The organism is Streptomyces sp. NPDC059832, assembly GCF_042731715.1.
Classification (GTDB): domain Bacteria; phylum Actinomycetota; class Actinomycetes; order Streptomycetales; family Streptomycetaceae; genus Streptomyces.
Window position 1 is genome coordinate 220,328 of sequence record NZ_JBHWIY010000009.1, and the last position, 17,863, is coordinate 238,190.

At 72.4% G+C, this 17,863-nt stretch carries 14 protein-coding genes, 1 pseudogene and 1 riboswitch; of the genes and pseudogenes, 5 read left to right on the forward strand and 10 right to left on the reverse strand.

Going from position 1 to position 17,863, the window contains the following annotated elements; genetic code table 11:
* The first annotated feature begins 51 nt into the window (after positions 1 to 51).
* Together ACFV8T_RS18495 and ACFV8T_RS18500 are read left to right on the forward strand one after the other, a co-directional pair.
* Entirely contained in the window at positions 52 to 1,299 is a 1,248-nt protein-coding gene (locus ACFV8T_RS18495) for an MFS transporter (RefSeq protein ID WP_385328644.1), read from the forward strand.
* The gene (locus tag ACFV8T_RS18500; RefSeq protein ID WP_385328646.1) at positions 1,256 to 2,578 is read left to right on the forward strand and encodes a D-arabinono-1,4-lactone oxidase; all 1,323 of its coding nucleotides are present in this window, start codon (positions 1,256 to 1,258) and stop codon (positions 2,576 to 2,578) included. The genes ACFV8T_RS18495 and ACFV8T_RS18500 overlap by 44 nt, the downstream gene beginning before the upstream one ends.
* A gap of 63 nt (positions 2,579 to 2,641) precedes the next feature.
* On the opposite strand, the gene ACFV8T_RS18505 is transcribed toward ACFV8T_RS18500, so the two are convergent.
* Positions 2,642 to 3,673, reverse strand: coding sequence for a hypothetical protein (locus ACFV8T_RS18505; protein ID WP_385328648.1), 1,032 nt, complete (start codon positions 3,671 to 3,673; stop codon positions 2,642 to 2,644).
* A 497-nt stretch (positions 3,674 to 4,170) separates the two neighbouring features.
* Here ACFV8T_RS18505 and sepH point away from each other — a divergent pair, with 497 nt between their 5' ends.
* Positions 4,171 to 5,238 carry a septation protein SepH gene (gene sepH / locus ACFV8T_RS18510; RefSeq protein ID WP_266427795.1) on the forward strand — a complete coding sequence of 356 codons (1,068 nt, stop codon included), beginning with the start codon at positions 4,171 to 4,173 and terminating at the stop codon, positions 5,236 to 5,238.
* A 133-nt stretch (positions 5,239 to 5,371) separates the two neighbouring features.
* Here the strand turns inward: sepH and ACFV8T_RS18515 are convergent, their stop codons facing one another.
* Positions 5,372 to 6,199, reverse strand: coding sequence for a sulfurtransferase (locus ACFV8T_RS18515; protein ID WP_385328650.1), 828 nt, complete (start codon positions 6,197 to 6,199; stop codon positions 5,372 to 5,374).
* Positions 6,200 to 6,432: 233 nt separating this feature from the next.
* On the opposite strand from ACFV8T_RS18515, the gene ACFV8T_RS18520 reads away from it, so the two are divergent.
* Positions 6,433 to 7,209: a VOC family protein gene (locus ACFV8T_RS18520; RefSeq protein WP_385328652.1), complete on the forward strand. Its 777-nt coding sequence runs from the start codon at positions 6,433 to 6,435 to the stop codon at positions 7,207 to 7,209.
* A 21-nt stretch (positions 7,210 to 7,230) separates the two neighbouring features.
* Here ACFV8T_RS18520 and ACFV8T_RS18525 read toward each other — a convergent pair whose 3' ends face one another.
* The 5 genes from ACFV8T_RS18525 to ACFV8T_RS18545 form a co-directional block, all read right to left on the reverse strand.
* Complete coding sequence (locus ACFV8T_RS18525; RefSeq protein ID WP_385328654.1) at positions 7,231 to 8,103, reverse strand: PaaX family transcriptional regulator C-terminal domain-containing protein; 873 nt, start codon at positions 8,101 to 8,103, stop codon at positions 7,231 to 7,233.
* Between the two features lie 44 nt (positions 8,104 to 8,147).
* The gene (locus ACFV8T_RS18530; protein WP_266427783.1) at positions 8,148 to 8,798 is read right to left on the reverse strand and encodes a thymidine kinase; all 651 of its coding nucleotides are present in this window, start codon (positions 8,796 to 8,798) and stop codon (positions 8,148 to 8,150) included.
* Between the two features lie 53 nt (positions 8,799 to 8,851).
* Positions 8,852 to 10,039, reverse strand: a complete 1,188-nt coding sequence (locus tag ACFV8T_RS18535) for an alkaline phosphatase family protein (RefSeq protein ID WP_385328656.1) — start codon at positions 10,037 to 10,039, stop codon at positions 8,852 to 8,854.
* Positions 10,039 to 10,635: a DUF5998 family protein gene (locus tag ACFV8T_RS18540; protein ID WP_266427777.1), complete on the reverse strand. Its 597-nt coding sequence runs from the start codon at positions 10,633 to 10,635 to the stop codon at positions 10,039 to 10,041. The genes ACFV8T_RS18535 and ACFV8T_RS18540 overlap by 1 nt, the downstream gene beginning before the upstream one ends.
* A gap of 107 nt (positions 10,636 to 10,742) precedes the next feature.
* Positions 10,743 to 13,646 (reverse strand): GNAT family N-acetyltransferase, encoded by a 2,904-nt coding sequence (locus tag ACFV8T_RS18545; RefSeq protein ID WP_385328658.1) that lies wholly within the window; start codon positions 13,644 to 13,646, stop codon positions 10,743 to 10,745.
* 172 nt (positions 13,647 to 13,818) lie between these two features.
* Here ACFV8T_RS18545 and ACFV8T_RS18550 point away from each other — a divergent pair, with 172 nt between their 5' ends.
* On the forward strand, positions 13,819 to 14,100 hold the full coding sequence (locus ACFV8T_RS18550) for an HPr family phosphocarrier protein (protein WP_385328660.1): 282 nt from the start codon (positions 13,819 to 13,821) through the stop codon (positions 14,098 to 14,100).
* A 167-nt stretch (positions 14,101 to 14,267) separates the two neighbouring features.
* On the opposite strand, the pseudogene ACFV8T_RS18555 reads toward ACFV8T_RS18550, so the two are convergent.
* The 3 genes and pseudogenes from ACFV8T_RS18555 to ACFV8T_RS18565 form a co-directional block, all read right to left on the reverse strand.
* Positions 14,268 to 14,978: pseudogene (locus ACFV8T_RS18555) on the reverse strand (GntR family transcriptional regulator); the annotation flags it as partial.
* A gap of 225 nt (positions 14,979 to 15,203) precedes the next feature.
* The gene (locus tag ACFV8T_RS18560; protein ID WP_385328662.1) at positions 15,204 to 16,013 is read right to left on the reverse strand and encodes a M23 family metallopeptidase; all 810 of its coding nucleotides are present in this window, start codon (positions 16,011 to 16,013) and stop codon (positions 15,204 to 15,206) included.
* A gap of 12 nt (positions 16,014 to 16,025) precedes the next feature.
* Positions 16,026 to 16,193, reverse strand: a riboswitch (cyclic di-AMP (ydaO/yuaA leader).
* 287 nt (positions 16,194 to 16,480) lie between these two features.
* Complete coding sequence (locus ACFV8T_RS18565) at positions 16,481 to 17,863, reverse strand: M16 family metallopeptidase (RefSeq protein ID WP_385328798.1); 1,383 nt, start codon at positions 17,861 to 17,863, stop codon at positions 16,481 to 16,483.

Here is a 17,863-nt window from a genome sequence, read left to right on the forward strand (position 1 = left end):
TTACCTTCACGTATGACAGGCGTGTGCGATCACGCTGTTCCGGAGCCCTCCTTGCCCAGTCCCTACCGCGCGATATTCGCCGCCCCCGGCACCAAGGGGTTCTCGGCGGCCGGATTCCTCGGCCGGATGCCGCTGTCCATGATGGGCATCGGCGTGGTGACCATGATTTCCCAGCTCACCGGCCGTTACGGACTCGCCGGCGCGCTCTCCGCGACGCTGGCGATGTCGGCGGCGGTGCTCGGGCCGCTGATCTCCAGGCTCGTCGACCGGCACGGGCAGCGCCGCGTCCTGCGTCCCGCCACCCTCGTCGCGCTGGCGGCGGTGGCCGGACTCCTGGTCTGCGCGCAGCAGCGGCTGTCCGACTGGACGCTCTTCGTCTTCGCGGCGGGCGCCGGATGCGTTCCCAGCGTGGGTTCGATGATCCGGGCCCGCTGGGCGGAGATCTACCGCGGTTCGCCGCGCGAGCTGCACACCGCGTACTCGTGGGAGTCGATCGTCGACGAGGTGTGCTTCATCTTCGGGCCGATCATCTCGATCGGTCTGTCCACCGCCTGGTTCCCGGAGGCGGGGCCGCTGCTGGCCGCCGGGTTCCTGCTGGTCGGTGTCCTCTGGCTGACCGCGCAGCGGGCCACCGAGCCTGTTCCGCATCCGCGTCGGCAGCACACCGGCGGCTCCGCGCTGCGCTCCCGGGGTCTCCAGGTGCTCGTGGTGACGTTCGTGGCCACCGGTGCGATCTTCGGGTCCGTCGACGTGGTGACGGTGGCCTTCGCCGAGGAGCGCGGCCACAAGGCCGCGGCGAGCCTGGTGCTGGCCGTGTACGCGCTGGGGTCCTGCCTGGCCGGCGCGGTCTTCGGCCTGCTCCACCTCAAGGGGAAGGCCTCCACCCGGTGGCTGGTGGGCGTGTGCGCGATGGCCGTGAGTATGATCCCCCTCCAACTGGCCGGGAACCTGCCGTTCCTGGCCGTGGCGCTCTTTGTCGCGGGCCTCGCCATCGCACCGACGATGGTCACCACCATGGCCCTCGTCGAACAGCACGTACCGCGCACCGAACTGACCGAGGGCATGACCTGGACCAGCACCGGGCTCGCCGTCGGGGTGGCGCTCGGCTCCTCGGCCGCCGGCTGGGTGGTCGACGCGTCGGGGGCCGAGGCGGGGTACGCGGTACCCGTCGTGGCGGGAGCGCTCGCGGCCGCGGTGGCGTTCCTGGGGTATCGCCGGCTCAGCGGGCCGGTTCCTGAGAAAGGGCGCGCGGAAGATGACCGACACCGACGCACGGACGACGACGAACGCGTGGCGTAACTGGGCGGGGAATGTCAGCGCCCGTCCGGTACGGGCCGTGTCCCCCGCCTCCGTGCCGGAGCTCGCCGAGGTGCTGCGCCGGGCGTCCGAGGACGGCCTGCGGGTGAAGCCGGTCGGCACCGGGCACTCCTTCACCGCGACGGCGGCCACCGACGGCGTGCTGATCCGCCCGGACCTGCTCACCGGCATCCGGAACATCGACCGCGAGGCGATGACGGTGACCGTCGAGGCCGGCGCCCCGCTGAAGCGGCTGAACACCGCCCTGGCCCGCGAGGGCCTCTCGCTCACCAACATGGGCGACATCATGGAGCAGACGGTCGCGGGCGCCACCTCGACCGGCACCCACGGCACCGGCCGTGACTCGGCGTCCATATCCGCGCAGATCCGCGCCCTCGAACTGGTCACCGCCGACGGCACGGTGCTGACGTGCTCGGAGAAGGAGAACGCCGATATCTTCGCCGTCGCCCGGATCGGGCTCGGCGCGCTGGGTGTCGTCACGGCGATCACCTTCGCCGTGGAGCCGGTCTTCCTGCTGACGGCACGCGAGGAGCCGATGACCTTCGACCGGGTCACGGGCGACTTCGACGAGCTGGTCGCCGAGAACGAGCACTTCGAGTTCTACTGGTTCCCGCACACCGGGAACTGCAACACCAAGCGCAACAACCGCAGCGCGGGCCCCGCCGCCCCGCCCGGAAAGGTCAGCGGCTGGATCGAGGACGAGCTCCTCTCCAACGGGATCTTCCAGGTGGCCTGTTCGCTCGGCCGGGCGGTGCCCGCCACCATTCCGTCGATCGCCAAGCTCTCCAGCCGTGCCCTGTCGGCCCGTACGTACACCGACATCCCGTACAAGGTCTTCACCAGCCCGCGCCGGGTCCGCTTCGTGGAGATGGAGTACGCGCTGCCGCGCGAGGCCGCCGTGGAGGCGCTGCGCGAGGTGAAGGCGATGGTCGAGCGTTCGCCGCTGCGGGTCAGCTTCCCGGTGGAGGTCCGTACCGCCCCCGCGGACGACATCGCGCTCTCCACGGCCTCGGGCCGCGAGAGCGCGTACATCGCCGTCCATCTCTACAAGGGCACGCCCTACCAGGCGTACTTCACGGCGGTCGAGCGCATCATGACCGCCCATGACGGGCGCCCGCACTGGGGCAAGGTCAACACCCGCGATGCCGAGTACCTCGCCGGGGTGTACCCGCGCTTCGGCGAGTTCACCGCCGTACGCGACCGGCTGGACCCGGACCGGCTCTTCGGCAACGACTACCTGCGCCGGGTCCTGGGCGAGTAGGGCTCCCGGCCCGCGACGGCCCCGCGTGCCCCGGGCGTACGTGCCCCGGGGCACCGGGGCCGTTCACTGCCCGGTGTCCGTGCCGGCGGTGGCGGCGTCGCCCTGTGCCGGGGCCGCGCCCCCGCCCGCGGGGTCCGTGCCGGTGGTGGCGCCGTCGCCGGGCGCCGACGGGGAGGGAGTGGCCGCCGGGGACGGGCTCGTACGGTCACCGGTGTTGCCGGACGGCGTGGGACCGGGCGTCGGATCGGCCGAGGAGCTGTCGCCCTGACCGGCGTCCGGGTTCTGGCTCCGGCCGCCCTGCGGGTCCGTACCGGGCGTCGTGCCGCCCTTCTGACCGGGCGTCCGCTCCTGGCCGGGGTCGGTGCCCGTCGACGGCGCCGGATCGTCCGACCCGGAATTCCGCTCCCCGCCGCGCACGACGGAGCCGACAGTCGTGCCCTGGCCACCGCTCAGGTCGTTGCCGGAGATCAGCTCGTACGTGGTGATTCCGGCCATCGTGAGGACGAAGACCACGGCCGCCCCGAGCGCCGACCGCTTCCAGCCGCGGATCCGGGTGCCGTGCGTGGTGGCGTCGGAGAACTCCTCGTCCGGGTCCGGGCGCCCCGTGGTGAGCAGTTGGGTCGCGTCCAGGGGCCGCAGCATCCGCGTACGGTCCGGATCGTCCGCCGCGTCACTCGGCGCGGCCGCGGCGTCCGCCCTGCGCAGCACGGTCGTGGCGTCCACGGCGGGCATCATCGTGGTGGCGTCCGTGGCTCCCGCGGGGGTTCCGGCCGGCGGCCGTCGCGTCCCCTTCGCCGCACGCGCACCGCTCGTCTCACGCGTATGCACGGTCACCTCACGGTCCGGGTGCTTCACCTGGACCGTGACCTCGCGGATCTGCTCCCCCGTACGCCGGAAGAAGTGCTGGAAGACCGAACCGCCGCAGGTGGCGACGACGCTCATCACTCCGGCGCCGAGGATCGTTCCGTACACACCCAGCTGGGAGGCCGCCACCGCCGCCGCGACCGCCGCCACGGCACTGCCCGCCACCTGCGGCAGGCTCAGATCGATACGCCTTTCCTTGGGTTCTATGTCACTTTCCGGCTTCTGCACCATTTCCAGCCCTTGATTGACATCTCTCCCACCATGCAACAGGAAGGGACATTTGAGCGAAGTGATTGGTTCCGCTTCCGGGGATTCTGTGAAGCAGGACACGCGCGAGGGGCGCACCACCCCGGGCCGGGCGACTCAACTCCCGCACCTCACGAGAACTTCGGCGGCGCGGCGGTCCACCCTCGTGGCCCGAATGGAGTACTGTGGCGAGCCCTGGGGCCGGACTCCCGTGCGGGTGTCCGGGATCTTCGGGAGGGGGCCGAAGGAGGCACTCGATCCGGCGGCGCCACGGCATCGCACGGGGACTGGCTACATGAGGTGACCAACGGTCACTTTCTGTTGCAGAATAGGTCACCGTGTCATACCGGCGATCAAGGGCTCACGCCCGACACGCCGGGCAACACGGCAATGTTGTGGCAGGCTGCACCCGGGCAGGCCACACTCGACTAGCGGAAGCAGCGACGCACGTGACGTCGGCAGGCACCACCCGGGAGGTCCCCATGCCCGAACTGCGTGTCGTGGCCGTCTCCAACGACGGCACACGACTGGTGCTCAAGGCTGCGGACAGCACGGAGTACACGCTTCCCATCGACGAGCGGCTGCGAGCCGCCGTGCGCAACGACCGCGCGCGGCTCGGCCAGATCGAGATCGAGGTGGAGAGCCACCTCCGCCCCCGCGACATCCAGGCGCGGATACGAGCCGGTGCCTCCGCGGAGGAGGTCGCCCAGTTCGCCGGGATCCCCGTCGACCGCGTCCGCCGCTTCGAGGGCCCCGTGCTCGCGGAGCGCGCCTTCATGGCCGAGCGGGCCCGGAAGACTCCCGTGCGCCGTCCCGGCGAGAACACCGGCCCCCAGCTCGGCGAGGCGGTGCAGGAGCGGCTGCTGCTGCGCGGCGCCGACAAGGAGACCGTCCAGTGGGATTCCTGGCGCCGGGACGACGGCACCTGGGAGGTCCTGCTGGTCTACCGCGTCGCGGGCGAACCGCACTCGGCGAGCTGGACGTACGACCCGCCGCGCCGGCTGGTCCAGGCCGTGGACGACGAGGCGCGTTCGCTGATCGGCGAGACCGACGATGTCGCCGCGCCCGAGCCGAGCTTCCCGTTCGTGCCCCGGATCGCCCGGCTGCCGCGCGACCGGCCGCTGGACCGCGCCCTGGACCGCCAGATGGAGCGGCCCACGGCCCCGCCACCCCCGCCCGAGCCCGAGGAGCACATCGCGTCCGTCTCGGCCGGTGAGCGCGACTCGCTGACCAGCCTGCTGGAGGCGGTGCCGAGTTTCCGCGGCGACATGGTGGTGCCGGAGCGGCCGGCTCCGCCCGAGCCGCCCGCGATCGAGCCCGCCGCGCAGGAGCCGGGGGCCGACGAACCGCCGGCCGCGGCAGCCTCCGCGGGCGCCGGTTCCGCCTATGCGGACGTGCTCATGCCGCGGGCGGTGGCCGGTCATCGCGACCGGCTGACCGGTACGACGGACCGCCAGGCCGAGGCGGACGGCGTCCGGCCGGGCCGCCGGGCCGCCGTGCCGACCTGGGACGAGATCGTCTTCGGCACACGTCGCAAGAAACAGGACTGAGCGGGGTGACCACGGCATGAAGAGGGCCCGTACGCCACTGCGTGCGGGCCCTCGTGCCGTGCGCGTCCGCCGGGCCTCGCACTCACGGGGCCGGGGGCCGCGATGCCGGTCGGCGCGGTCGGCGCGCGTTCCGTTACTGGGGCTCGGGCCCCGTGGCGACCGGGCGGGACTCGTCGCCGGACCACTCGGACCAGGAGCCCGCGTACAGCGCCGCGGGGATGCCGGCGACGACCAGGGCCAGCACTTCGTGGGCGCCGGAGACCCCGGAGCCGCAGTAGACGCCGATCTCGGCCGCCCGGTCGGTACCGAGCCCCCTGAAGCGCTCCGCCAGCACCTCCGCGGCCAGGAACCGGCCGTCGTCACCCGTGTTCTCGGAGGTCGGGGCCGAGACGGCGCCCGGGATGTGGCCGCCCACCCGGTCGATCGGCTCCACATCGCCCCGGTAGCGCTCGGCGGCACGGGCGTCGAGCAGCAGACCCGAGCGGGCCAGCGCCGCCGCCCCGTCCGCGTCCAGCAGGCCCAGCGCACCGGGAACGGGCCGGAAGTCGCCCTCGACCGGGGCCGGATCCTCCTTCTGGAGTTCACCCGGCCAGGCGGCGAGACCGCCGTCCAGGACCCGGACGTCCGGGTGCCCCGTCCAGCGCAGCAGCCACCAGGCGCGCGCGGCCGCCCAGCCGAGGCCACCGTCGTACACGACCACCGGGGTTTCCCGGGAGACGCCGGCCCGGCGCATCACCGCCCCGAACGCCTCCGGATCGGGCAGTGGGTGACGGCCGCCGCTGCCTGCCGGACCTGCGAGTTCCGCGTCCAGGTCGACAAAGACCGCACCAGGAATGTGCCCGGTCTCGTAGTCGGGTCGCCCGTGCGGGCCACCCAGTTGCCAACGTACGTCGAGGAGCACCGGCGGACGTGGCCCCGCCGACTCGCTCGCGTATTCGGATGCGGTGATGATGGGCTTCATGGGTGCCATCCTCGCGCAGGAGCCACCCCACCCGTAACACCGCCGCAACGGACATACCACACCAAACCGGTCTCCCATGGTCGAGATCCCGGAAAGTGCGGCGCGGCCGGAGCACTTCGTGCGCCGGGTGGTGCAAACATCTGCACGGGGCGTACACATCCCGTACCGCATGACGGCACGCCGGCCCCGTTTCCCCCGTACGGCCACCCCGATGGTCCGAAGAGAGAGTGACGATGACCGAGGCTGCCGTTCCGCGTACGCCCGGAACACCTTGCTGGGTGAGTCTGATCGTGCACGGCCTGAGCGCGACCCAGGACTTCTACGCCGACCTGTTCGGCTGGGAATTCGTGCCGGGTCCGGACCAGCTGGGTCCGTACGTCCGGGCGCTGATCGACGGGAAAGTGGTGGCGGGCGTCGGACAGCTGCCGCCCGACCGGCACCTGCCGGTCGCCTGGACGACCTATCTGGCCACCGACGACGCGGATCTCACGGCGGAGACCATCCGGTCCTGCGGCGGCACGGTCGCCGTGGGGCCGCTCGACGCGGGCGAGGCGGGCCGGCTCGCCCTCGCCTCCGACCCCAGCGGTGCGGTCTTCGGGGTCTGGCAGGCTGCCGCGCATATCGGCACGGCGCTCGCCGGGGCTCCCGGCACACCGGTCTGGAACGAGCTGGTGACGCGCGAGACCGCGACGGTCTGCAAGTTCTACCAGACGGTTTTCGGCTACGAGGCGGAGGCGGTCGTCTCGGCCGACTTCGACTACCAGACCCTGCGTCTGGCGGGCCGCCCGGTGGCCTCGCTGCACGGCGTCGGCCACGCCCTGCCGCGCGACCGCGGTCCGCACTGGATGACGTACTTCGAGGTCGCCGACACCGACGAGGCGGCCCGGCGTGTGGTGGAGCTCGGCGGTTACATCCTGCAGCCGCCCCGGGAGGGGGCGGCCGGCCGGGTGGCGACCGTGGCGGACCCGGAGGGCGCGGTGTTCACGATCGTCCGGTCGGACCCTCGCTGAGCGGCCCGGCAGCGGGGAACGTCAGCGTGCCCGGACCCGCTCGACATGCCGGTGGGCGGGGCCGGCCAGCCGGGCGTGCATCTCGTCGAAGAGCTCGGAGGCGTGCGTTCCGCTCCATTCGCCGGGCAGCAGTTCACGCGCGACACCGGGATCGAGGTAGACGAGCCGGCGCCAGTCGGTGAGGACCCCGATGTACGCCGTGAACGCCTGGCGGTCCGTCACCGCGGCGCCGTTCGCGATCCGCTCGGCCACCGGACGGTGTGCGGCGAGGAATTCGACGTACAGCCGCTGGAGCCGGGCGGTGTCCCACCAGGAGCGGACCTTCGCGGCGAGTTCGTCTCCGTCGCCCCCGCCGGCCGACAGGTAGTCGGCCCGGAAGAGGTCCGCGTACGAGCGCAGTCCGTGCCTGGCCAGCATGGACTCCGCCTCGTCGTGCACATGTCCCGGAGCGATCCACACCCCGGCCGACACGGAACCGAAGCCGAGCCGGGTGAGCTGGGTGCGCAGGGTGTGCCGCCTGGCGCGTTCGGACTCGGGCACCGAGAAGACGACCAGCACCCAGCCCTCGTCCACGGTGGCCCGCCGGGCCGCGAAGATGCGCGGATCGCCGTCGCGCAGTATCCGCTCGGTCTCGGGTGAGATCCGGTATCCGGCCGCTCCGGACACCGACTGGGCCTCCAGCAGTCCGGCCCGCTTCAGCCGGGACACGCAGGAGCGTACAGTCGGTGCCTCGACATCGAGGTCGGCGAGCAGCTGGATCAGCGAGGCCACCGACATCCAGCCGTCGGTGTCGCGTGCGTACAGCCCGTAGACGGTCACGATCAGCTGTCTGGGCTGCACCTTGCCCAGAGAGCCCGGTCCGGACCCGGTCTCTTCCCCGCTCACCGTGTTCACAGCGTCATCCTAAGCAGCCTCGCGGAGGCGCCGACGGTGCGGGTTCAGACGGAGGTGACGGGCAGCACGTCCGGCGACAGCGCGCCCGCACGGGCGCTCGCGCTGGTCGTCCTGCGCTGGTGGTGGCGCCGGCACAGCACCTCGTAACCGACCTCGCCCGCCTGCTGGTTGACGTCTCCCACGACCACCTGGGCGCCCTCGACGACCATCTCGCCGCCGACTGTCCGGGCGTTGTGCGTGGCCCGTGCGCCGCACCAGCAGAGCGCTTCGACCTGGAGCGTCTCGACCCGGTCGGCGAGCTCGATCAGCCGCTGGGATCCGGGGAACAGCTTGGTCCGGAAGTCGGTGGTGATGCCGAACGCGAAGACGTCCATGTCGAGATCGTCGACGATGCGTGCGAGCTGGTCGATCTGGACGGGAGCCAGGAACTGCGCCTCGTCCACGATCACGTAGTCCGCCCGGCCGCCCCGGCTTATCCGGTCGACGAGATGGGCGTACAGATCCATGCCCTCATCGGCCTCGACGGCCTCGGTGACCAGTCCCAGACGCGAGGAGAGCTTGCCCTCCCCCGCCCGGTCGTCACGGGTGAAGATCACGCCTTGCAGGCCGCGTGCCGAACGGTTGTGGCCGATCTGCAGCGCCAGCGTGCTCTTTCCGCAGTCCATCGTTCCGGAGAAGAACACAAGCTCGGGCATGAGGAACTGAGCACCTTTCGGGCGGGGAAGCGACTGTTGGCGGAAAAACGCGGTTACGAGCGTACTTCGAGGAGCGGGACGAGCTGCTCGACGGGGGTCATCGAGCCGTGCATGCCGACCATCGCGGACTCGTGCGGCTCATTGACGGAGGCGGTGATCACCATGTCGTCGTGGGCCGCCGCGACGACGTCGCCGATCCTGCCGTGCACGCGTTCGTCGATCTTCGGGCCGAACCAGCCGGCCGCGATCGCCTCGTCCCTGCTCGCCACCCAGAACTGCTCGCCGAGCACTTCCTGCCAGACGGTCAGCACGTCGTTCTCGGCTCCCGGGACGGCGTACACATGGCGGGCCCGGCCCTCGCCGCCGAGCAGGGCGACGCCCGCGCGCAGCTCCCAGTCCTCGTCGAAGTCGATCCGGGACTGCTCGTCGAACGGGATGTCGATCATGCCGTGGTCGGCGGTGATGTACAGCGCCGAGCGGGGCGGAAGCTGTTCGGCCAGGCGCCGTGCCAGTCCGTCCACGTACATCAGCTGTCCGCGCCAGGCGTCGGAGTCCACACCGAAGCGATGTCCCTTGCCGTCGACCTCGCTGTAGTACGTGTAGACGAGCGACCGGTCGCCCGCGGCGAGCCGTTCGGCGGCGGTGTCCATCCGCTCCTCGCCGGACAGCCGGCCCAGGAACGAGCCGCCGCTGAGCGCGACCTTGGTGAGCGGGGTCTGCTCGAAGGCGGGGGCGGAGACCTGGGCGGTACACACGCCCGCCGCGTCGGCGAGCTTGAAGACGGTGGGGTACGGCTGCCAGGCCTTCGGGGAGGTCCAGGGCTTCCAGCGGAGCTGGTTCATCAGCTCGCCGGTCTCCGGATTGCGTGCCGTGTAGCCGGGCAGGCCGTGCTCCCCGGGCGGAAGCCCCGTCCCCACGGAGGCCAGCGAGGTGGCCGTGGTGGCCGGGAAGCCCGCCGTTATCGGACGGCCGGTGCCGCCGCGCGAAGTGGGGAGCAGGGAGTGCAGAAACGGTGCCTCGTCGGGATGGGCCTTGATCTGCTCCCAGCCGAGGCCGTCGATCAGGAACACGCAGTTCCGGTCGGCGGGGGTGAGTTCGGGGATCGCCGCGGTGAAGCCCGGCACGCCCTGTCCGGCGACGAGCGTGGGCAGCAGGTCGGCGAGCGATCCGCTGCCGTACTCCGGGACCGGGGCGCTGCCGACGGCGAGCAGATCGGGCTCCTGCCAGGCCGGCTGAACCATCAGCGGCCGGTCGCCGCGGTCGCGGCCGTGGCCTCGGAGAGCGCCTGGGCGAAGGCGAGGGTCTGGCGCACGGTGTCCGGGCCGTCGCCGGCCTCGCTGACCCGCAGGCTCAGGTCGTCGGCGGTGGAGTTGCCGGTGTAGCCGTGGTCGGCCTCGCAGTTGGGGTCGCCGCAGGCGGCCGGCTCCAGGTCGATCCGGGAGACCGCGCCCCAGCCGATGGTGAGGACGACCTCGCGGGGCAGCGTGCCCGGTACGTACTTCTCGGGGTTGGCCACGACACGGCTGACCACGACCGACGAGATCCGGTCGAGCTTGACCGACTCCGTGGAGGTGGTGGCGTACGGGGTCGGGGAGCTGGTGTCGGCGTTCTGCTCGTCGGTGTGGCTGACGATGAAACGGTTGTCCGTCAGGACCAGGACCGTGACGTGGCGGCGCACCTCGTTGGAGTCGAACGTGGTCTCCTGGTGCACCAGGTACGAAGCGACCGGCTCACCGCCCACGGCGGCCTCCACCGCCTCGGCCACGAGGGCCGGGTAGTAGCCACTGCGCTCGATCGCCGCGCGCAGCCCCTGGGTCGTCGTACCGGTCTTAGCCATGAGGACCATCCTACGGGGGGCGGATGACTGCCGGGGACGTTGCGCGGCAGGGCGGACCGGGACCCTCGGGCGGGACGGCGTCCGGGCCGGGGCGGACACCGCCGGGGTCAGTAGTTGGGGAGGCGGCGGGGGCCGAGATCGGTGCGGGCCGGGGGCGGCGAGAGGCGGACGCTCGCGCCGAGGACGGTCAGCCCCTGGGTGGCGACCACGACCGGTTCCAGGGCGATGGAGACCACCTCGGGGTGGTCGTCGACCAGCCGGGAGACCCGTAGCAGCAGCTCTTCGAGCGACGCCGTGTCCACGGGCGCCGCGCCGCGCCAGCCGAACAGCACCGGGGCCGCCCGGATGGACCGGATCAGTTCGGCGGCGTCGCGGTCCGTGGCCGGGACCAGACGGTGGGCGGTGTCGCCGAGGAGTTCGGAGGGCGCGCCCGCGAGCCCGAAGGAGAGGACGGCACCCGCCGCCGGGTCGATCGAGGCCCGAACGACGGTGTCGACGCCGCGCGGCGCCATGGCCTGGACGACGGGCTGGAGTTCGGCGGGTTTGCCGAGCAGGTCGGTCAGTTCGCCGTACGCCCGGCGCAGCGCGGCCTCGTTGGCGAGGTCCAGCCGGACACCGCCGAGATCGGCCCGGTGGCGCAGATGCGGCGCGGTGGTCTTGAGCGCCACGGGGTAGCCGAGCGACTGCGCCGCGGCGACGGCGGCGTCCGGGGCGGGCGCCGGGAGCGTCGGCCGTACGGTGATGCCGTAGCGGCCCAGGAGTTCGCGGGCCTCCTCGTGTGCGAGCGGCCGGCCCCGCGGGTCGGGGTCGGGGCCGAGGAGGGTGTCGATGAGCTCGGCGGCGCCCGGCTCGTCGATGGTGTCGTCGAGGAACTCGGGCACCTTGCCGGGCACGGCGGCCTGGCGTCGCCACTGCGCGTACCGCACCGCCTCGGCCAGGGCCCGCACCGCCCGTTCGGCAGCGGGATAGGCGGGGATCCGGCCGATGCGGGTGCCCGGGGCGCCGTCGCCCGCGAGGGGGGCTGCGGATGCCGGGGAGGCGGGCACCGGGCCGGGGTCGGCCGGGGTGGCGGCTCCGGTGCGTGCGGGGGTCGCGGCCGGGGCCGAGGAGGGCTGCGCCGAGGGGCGCGGCTGCGCGACCGTGCTGGTGGCCGCGGCGAGGGCCTCCGCCAGCCCGCCGATCTCGACATGCACGACGGCCACCGGCTTGGCCGGACCTGCGGCGGCGGCCGTGTGGAGCGCCGCCGCGAGCACTTCTCCGTCGCCCGCTTCCGCCTCGCCGTCCTCGCCCACCCACGGGATCGCCGTCACGACCACCGAGTCGCAGCCGTCGTCGGCGAGGGCCTCGGCCAGGGCGTTCCTGAAGTCCTGCGGGGTGGCGGCGGTGGTGAGGTCGAGGGGCGGGCGCGGGCGCAGTCCCTCGGCGAGACAGGCGTCGTACGTGAGGAGGCCGAGCGATTCGGAGTTGCCGAGGATCGCGACCCGGGGGCCGGCCGGCAGCGGCTGATCGGCGAGGAGGAGACCCGCGTCGACCATCTCCGTCACCGTGTCGACCCGGATCACGCCCGCCTGCCGCATGAGCGCCGAGACCGTCGCGTCCGGGATCCGGCTGACCGGCACCGCGTGGCCGGGCGGAGTGGAGCCGCTGTGCCTGGCGCCCTTCACCACGACCACCGGCTTCACCGCCGCGGTGCGCCGCGCGAGGCGGGTGAACTTGCGGGGGTTGCCGAGCGATTCGAGGTACAGCAGGGCGACATCGGTGTCGGGGTCCTCGTACCAGTACTGGAGGAAGTCGTTGCCGGAGATGTCGGCGCGGTTGCCCGCGGAGATGAAGGTGGACAGGCCCGCGCCGCGCCGGTAGAGCCCGGAGAGCAGCGCGATGCCGATCGCTCCGGACTGGGTGAAGAGGCCGATGCGCCCGGGGGCGGGCGGCTCGGGGGCGAGCGAGGCGTTCAGCCGAACCGTTTCCGCGTTGTTGATGAGGCCGAAGGCGTTCGGGCCGATGATCCGCATTCCGTACGAGCGGGCCTGGCGGACCAGTTCACGCTGCCGTTCCCGGCCCTCGGCGCCCCATTCGGCGTATCCGGCGGAGAGGACGACCAGACCCTGGACGCCGTGCTCGCCGCAGTCCGCGACGGCTTCCGGAACCCGGTCGGCGGGGACGGCGACGACCGCGAGGTCGACCGGTTCGGCGATCTCGCCGATCGAGCGGTGGGCGGGGACGCCGTCGACCGTGGCCCGGTCGGCGGCGAAGGCGCGGTTCACGGCGTACGTACGTCCGGTGAAGCCGGCCCCGAGGAGGTTGCGCAGGACCGTGCGGCCGACGCCGCCGGGGGTCCGGCCGACACCGATGACGGCGACGGAGCCGGGGGCCAGCAGACGTTGCACGGACCGCGCCTCCGCCCGCTGCTCACGGCCGCGCTGGACGGCGAGGGACTCGGCGGTCGGTTCGAGGTCCAGGGTGAGATGGACGGAGCCGTCCTCGAAGCTGCGCTGCTGGGTGTATCCGGCATCCCGGAACACCTTGATCATCTTGTTGTTGGCGGGCAGCACCTCGGCGGCGAAGCGACGGATGCCGCGCTCACGGGCGACGGCCGCGATGTGTTCGAGGAGCGCCGAGGCGACGCCCCGGCCCTGGTGCGCGTCCTGGACGAGGAAGGCGACCTCGGCCTCGTCGGCGGGTGCGGAGGCGGGCCTGCCGCGCTCGTCGATCCGGTCGTAGCGGACGGTCGCGATGAACTCGCCGCCGATTGTGACGGCGAGACCCACCCGGTCGACGTAGTCGTGATGGGTGAAGCGGTGCACGTCCCGGTCGGACAGCCGGGGGTACGGGGCGAAGAACCGGTAGTACTTCGACTCGTCGGAGACCTGCTCGTAGAAGCTGACCAGCCGTTCGGCGTCGTCCGTGGTGATGGGCCGGATGCGCGCGGTGCCCCCGTCGCGGAGCACCACGTCCGCTTCCCAGTGGTCGGGATAGGCGTGATGCGGACTCTGCTCCGGCGCGGGCTGCATGGGCAAAGACTACGGCTCCGCCAGCGGTCGCGTAGGTCTCGGGGCCGGGGCAGTCTGAGAGGGCCGATCGGCGGTTCACCAGGCGTTGCGGGCGTTCCCCGGGTCGGCCTGAGCACTGCGCACCGCGTGAGAGACTGGTCTAGACAACTGTTGATTCGTGAAGGGCAGAACCATGGCTGAGCGCCGCGTCAACGTCGGTTGGGCCGAGGGCCTGCACGCCCGCCCCGCTTCCATCTTCGTCCGTGCCGCCACGGCTTCCGGCGTCCCCGTGACGATCTCCAGGGCCGACGGCAACCCGGTGAACGCCGCCTCCATGCTCGCGGTCCTCGGCCTCGGCGCGCAGGGTGGCGAGGAGATCGTGCTCGCCTCCGAGGCCGACGACTCCGAAGCCGCCCTGGACCGTCTTGCGAAGCTGGTCGCCGAGGGGCTCGAGGAGCTCCCGGAGACCGTCTGAAACAATTTCCCCGAAAGAGCCGCGGCACCCTGAACCGGAGCCGCGGCTCTTTCGTTTTCCCGGAACGGGCCGTCCGGGGGAGCACACGAAATTCCGGCACACCAATTCCAGGCAGGACGGGATGACCCCGCGAAATCACGCCTCTTTGTTATACGGCGTAATTGTTGATGCCGGACGCCCGCGGTGTTTACGGAATGTTGCGAGGTCCTCACGCGCCCGGTGCGGGGAGCGGCGGGCCGTCGGCCCGGCCGGTCGGTCCGGCGCAGCCGGTGCGCGGCGGCGGCCCGTTCCGCGTGATGGGCGGCCAGCGCCCTGGCCCGTTCCGCGTCGCCGCGCGCCACCGCGTCCACGATGGCACCGTGCTCGGCCCAGGAATCCACCGGCCCGGCCGGCTGCTCGACCGCGTACATCCAGGCGATCTTGTGTCGCAGCTGGGTGAGCAGCGCGATCAGGCCGGGGCTGCCGGAGGCCTGCGCCAGCGTCTCGTGGAACCAGCCGCCCAGCGAACGCAGATCCCCGCTCTCGCCCCGCCCGGCCCGGTCCTGGCCGAGCCGCACGAGACCGCGCAGCACCTTGAGGTGCGCCTCGGTTCGGCGTTGCGCGGCGCGTGCGGCGCCCAGCGGCTCCAGCAGCATCCGGACCTCCAACAGGTCGGCCGCCTCCAGCTCGGTGGGCTCGGCGACGCAGGCACCCGCGTGCCGGCGGGTGACCACGAAGCCCTCGGACTCCAGGGTGCGCAGCGCTTCCCGTACCGGGACACGGGAGACCCCGTAACGGCGCGCCAGCAGCTCCTCCGTGAGACGGCTGCCGCGTTCGAAGACACCGGAGACGATGTCGTCACGGATTGCCGTACATACCGAATGCGCCGGAATGCGCATGTCCGAACCTCCGCCTCAATCCCCGCGAAACGCGGCCGGCCGACGCCTGTTCTGCGACTCTATTGCAATGCGGCCGCATTTCCGACGCCGGGCAGAAATTCATGAATATCTTTTGGCCACGGGGCGGTTCGACGGGCGGTCGCCGTCCGCGGGCACCCGGCGGGCATGCCGAAGGCCCCGGCATGCTGCCGGGGCCTTCGACGAGGTATTGCGGTGGGGCGCCGGTCAGACGCTGACGCCGTGGGCGCGCAGATACGCGACCGGGTCCATGTCGGAGCCGTACGACGGCGTCGTCCGGGCCTCGAAGTGGAGGTGCGGCCCGGTGGAGTTGCCGGTCGAGCCGGAGAGGCCGATCCGCTGGCCCGCGCCGACGCTCTGGCCGACGGAGACGCCGATCGAGGAGAGGTGGCCGTACTGCGTGTACGTGCCGTCCGTCATCCGGAGCACGATGTTGTTGCCGTACGCGCCGCCCCAGCCGGCTTCGACAACCGTACCGGCGCCGACGGCGACGACGGAGCTGCCGGACGCGGCGTGGAAGTCGATGCCCGAGTGGCTGCCGGAGGACCAGAGCGAGCCGCTGGACTTGTAACCGGTGGTGACGTACGAACCGGCGACCGGGAGCTGGAAGGAGCCCAGCCGGGTGCGCTCGGCGGACCGGGCGGCGCGTGCCTTCTCGGCACGGGCCTCGGCGGCGCGCTTCGCGTCGGCCTCGGCCTTGGCCTTCGCCTCGGCCTTCTTCTTGGCCTCGGCCTTCCGCTGGGCCTCCGCCTTCGCCTTCGCCGCGACGTCGGCCTGGTGCTGCTGCGCGTCGGCCTGGGCGCCGATCCGGTCGGCGAGGGTCTTGTCGATGGCGATGACCTGGTTGAGGCCGGTGTCGCTCGCGGAGAGGGCCTCGGAGTCGGCGGCGAGGGCCGGAGCGGCCATACCGCCGATGACGCCGGTGGTGGCCAGAGCCGCGACGCCGACGACCTTCGCGCTCCTGCGCGTCAGTCGGCTCGGGGCACGGTGCTTCCCGGTGGCACGGGTGAACGCCATGAAGTGGCTGATCCTTTCCTTCCTTCTCGCCTACCGGGTTAGCTGACGGGTTCGGAGCAGGAAGGTCTCCTACGGACGCCCCGGCCCCATCGAGGCTCAGGCATCCGATTCACCCCAGGGACTACGTGGGTCCCCGGCTCCCCAGGCTCGCGCCTGACGGGGACTCGGCGATGACTGTCCGGTACGTCGCGGATGCGGCATACGAGTGACGGGCAGTCGAGCCGACGCTAAGCGGGGTCGCTTTCATTCACCAAACGGACAGGACGTTTTGTAGCGCATCCCACAGGGCAGACAGGCAACCTCCCCATCAGAACGGACAAAAGGGAAGGCCCCGGCGAGATTCCGCTCACGGAGGCCTTCCCTTTGTCTCGATATGTGGCGATATGCCGGATAGCCGGACTGGCCGTCCGGCAGGGCGGCCACGGCGGGGCGACCACCCCGGCAGCCGGTGCCCGCCGGGGTGGTCGTCAGCCGGTGACCACCGACACCTCTCCGATGCCCAGAGCCCGGACGGGCTCCTCGATCCGTGCCGCGTCGCCGACGAGGATCGTGACCAGCCGGTCCCCCGGGAAGGCGTTGACGACCGCCGCGGTCGCCTCGACCGTGCCGGTCTCCGCGAGCCGGGCGTACAGCTGCGCCTGGTAGTCGTCGGGGAGGTGCTGCTCCACCTGGTCGGCGAGGGTGCCCGCGACGGAGGCCGCCGTCTCGAACTTCAGGGGTGCGACACCCACGAGGTTCTGCACGGCCGTCTCTCGCTCCTCGTCGGTCAGGCCCTCGGCCGCCAGCGTCCGCAGGACCGTCCACAGGTCCTTGAGCGCCGGTTCGGTGGACTCCGTGTCCACGGAGCCGCTGATGGCCAGCATCGCGGCGCCGGTCGCGCCCGAGGCGGAGTCCGGGGCCGACGACCGCAGCACCTGGGCGAAGGCCCGTACGCCGTACGTGTAGCCCTTCTCCTCGCGCAGCACACGGTCGAGACGGGAGGTGAGCGTGCCGCCCAGGCAGTACGTGCCGAGCACCTGGGCCGGCCACACGCTGTCATGCCGGTCGGCGCCGATCCGGCCGATCAGCAGCTGCGTCTGCACCGCGCCCGGACGGTCGACGATCACCACCCGCCCGGTGTCGTCGGCGGTGATCGGCGGGGCGGGACGGGGCTCGGCGGCCTCTCCCGACCAGTCGCCGAGGGTGTCGGCGAGCAGGGCGTCCAGGTCGATGCCGGTGAGGTCGCCCACGACCACGGCGGTCGCCGCGGTCGGCCGGACGTGGGCGTCGAAGAAGGCACGCACGGCCGCCGAGTCGATCCGCTCCACCGTCTCCTCGGTGCCCTGGCGCGGGCGCGACATGCGCGCCGCGGCCGGGAAGAGCTCCTTGGAGAGCTGCTTGGCGGCGCGCCGGGCCGGGTTGGCCTGCTCGTGCGGGATCTCGTCGAGCCGGTTGCGTACCAGCCGCTCGATCTCGCTGTCGGCGAAGGCGGGCGCCCGCAGCGCCTCGGCGACCAGCGCGAGCGCCTTGGCCAGCCGGGAGGCCGGGACCTCGAGGGAGACCCGGAGGCCGGGGTGGTCGGCGTGCGCGTCGAGGGTGGCGCCGCAGCGCTCCAGCTCGGCGGCGAACTCCTCCGCGGTGTTCTTGTCGGTGCCCTCCGACAGCGCCCGCGACATGATCGTGGCCACACCGTCGAGGCCCTCGGGCTCGGCGTCCAGCGGGGCGTCGAGGAAGATCTCGACCGCCACGACCTGCTGACCGGGGCGGTGGCAGCGCAGCACCGTGAGGCCGTTGGGCAGGGCGCCGCGCTCCGGCGCGGGGAAGGCCCAGGGGCGGGCGACGCCGGGGGCCGGCTGCGGGTGGTACTGCAT

Excerpts from the sequence above, each read along its gene's own strand:
- ACFV8T_RS18500 (WP_385328646.1), top strand. The coding sequence starts at position 1,256 with ATGACCGACACCGACGCACGGACGACGACGAACGCGTGGCGTAACTGG.
- ACFV8T_RS18505 (WP_385328648.1), bottom strand. The coding sequence starts at position 3,673 with ATGGTGCAGAAGCCGGAAAGTGACATAGAACCCAAGGAAAGGCGTATC.
- sepH (WP_266427795.1), top strand. The coding sequence starts at position 4,171 with ATGCCCGAACTGCGTGTCGTGGCCGTCTCCAACGACGGCACACGACTG.
- ACFV8T_RS18515 (WP_385328650.1), bottom strand. The coding sequence starts at position 6,199 with ATGAAGCCCATCATCACCGCATCCGAATACGCGAGCGAGTCGGCGGGG.
- ACFV8T_RS18520 (WP_385328652.1), top strand. The coding sequence starts at position 6,433 with ATGACCGAGGCTGCCGTTCCGCGTACGCCCGGAACACCTTGCTGGGTG.
- ACFV8T_RS18530 (WP_266427783.1), bottom strand. The coding sequence starts at position 8,798 with ATGCCCGAGCTTGTGTTCTTCTCCGGAACGATGGACTGCGGAAAGAGC.
- ACFV8T_RS18535 (WP_385328656.1), bottom strand. The coding sequence starts at position 10,039 with ATGGTTCAGCCGGCCTGGCAGGAGCCCGATCTGCTCGCCGTCGGCAGC.
- ACFV8T_RS18540 (WP_266427777.1), bottom strand. The coding sequence starts at position 10,635 with ATGGCTAAGACCGGTACGACGACCCAGGGGCTGCGCGCGGCGATCGAG.
- ACFV8T_RS18545 (WP_385328658.1), bottom strand. The coding sequence starts at position 13,646 with ATGCAGCCCGCGCCGGAGCAGAGTCCGCATCACGCCTATCCCGACCAC.
- ACFV8T_RS18550 (WP_385328660.1), top strand. The coding sequence starts at position 13,819 with ATGGCTGAGCGCCGCGTCAACGTCGGTTGGGCCGAGGGCCTGCACGCC.
- ACFV8T_RS18560 (WP_385328662.1), bottom strand. The coding sequence starts at position 16,013 with ATGGCGTTCACCCGTGCCACCGGGAAGCACCGTGCCCCGAGCCGACTG.
- ACFV8T_RS18565 (WP_385328798.1), bottom strand. The coding sequence starts at position 17,863 with ATGCAGTACCACCCGCAGCCGGCCCCCGGCGTCGCCCGCCCCTGGGCC.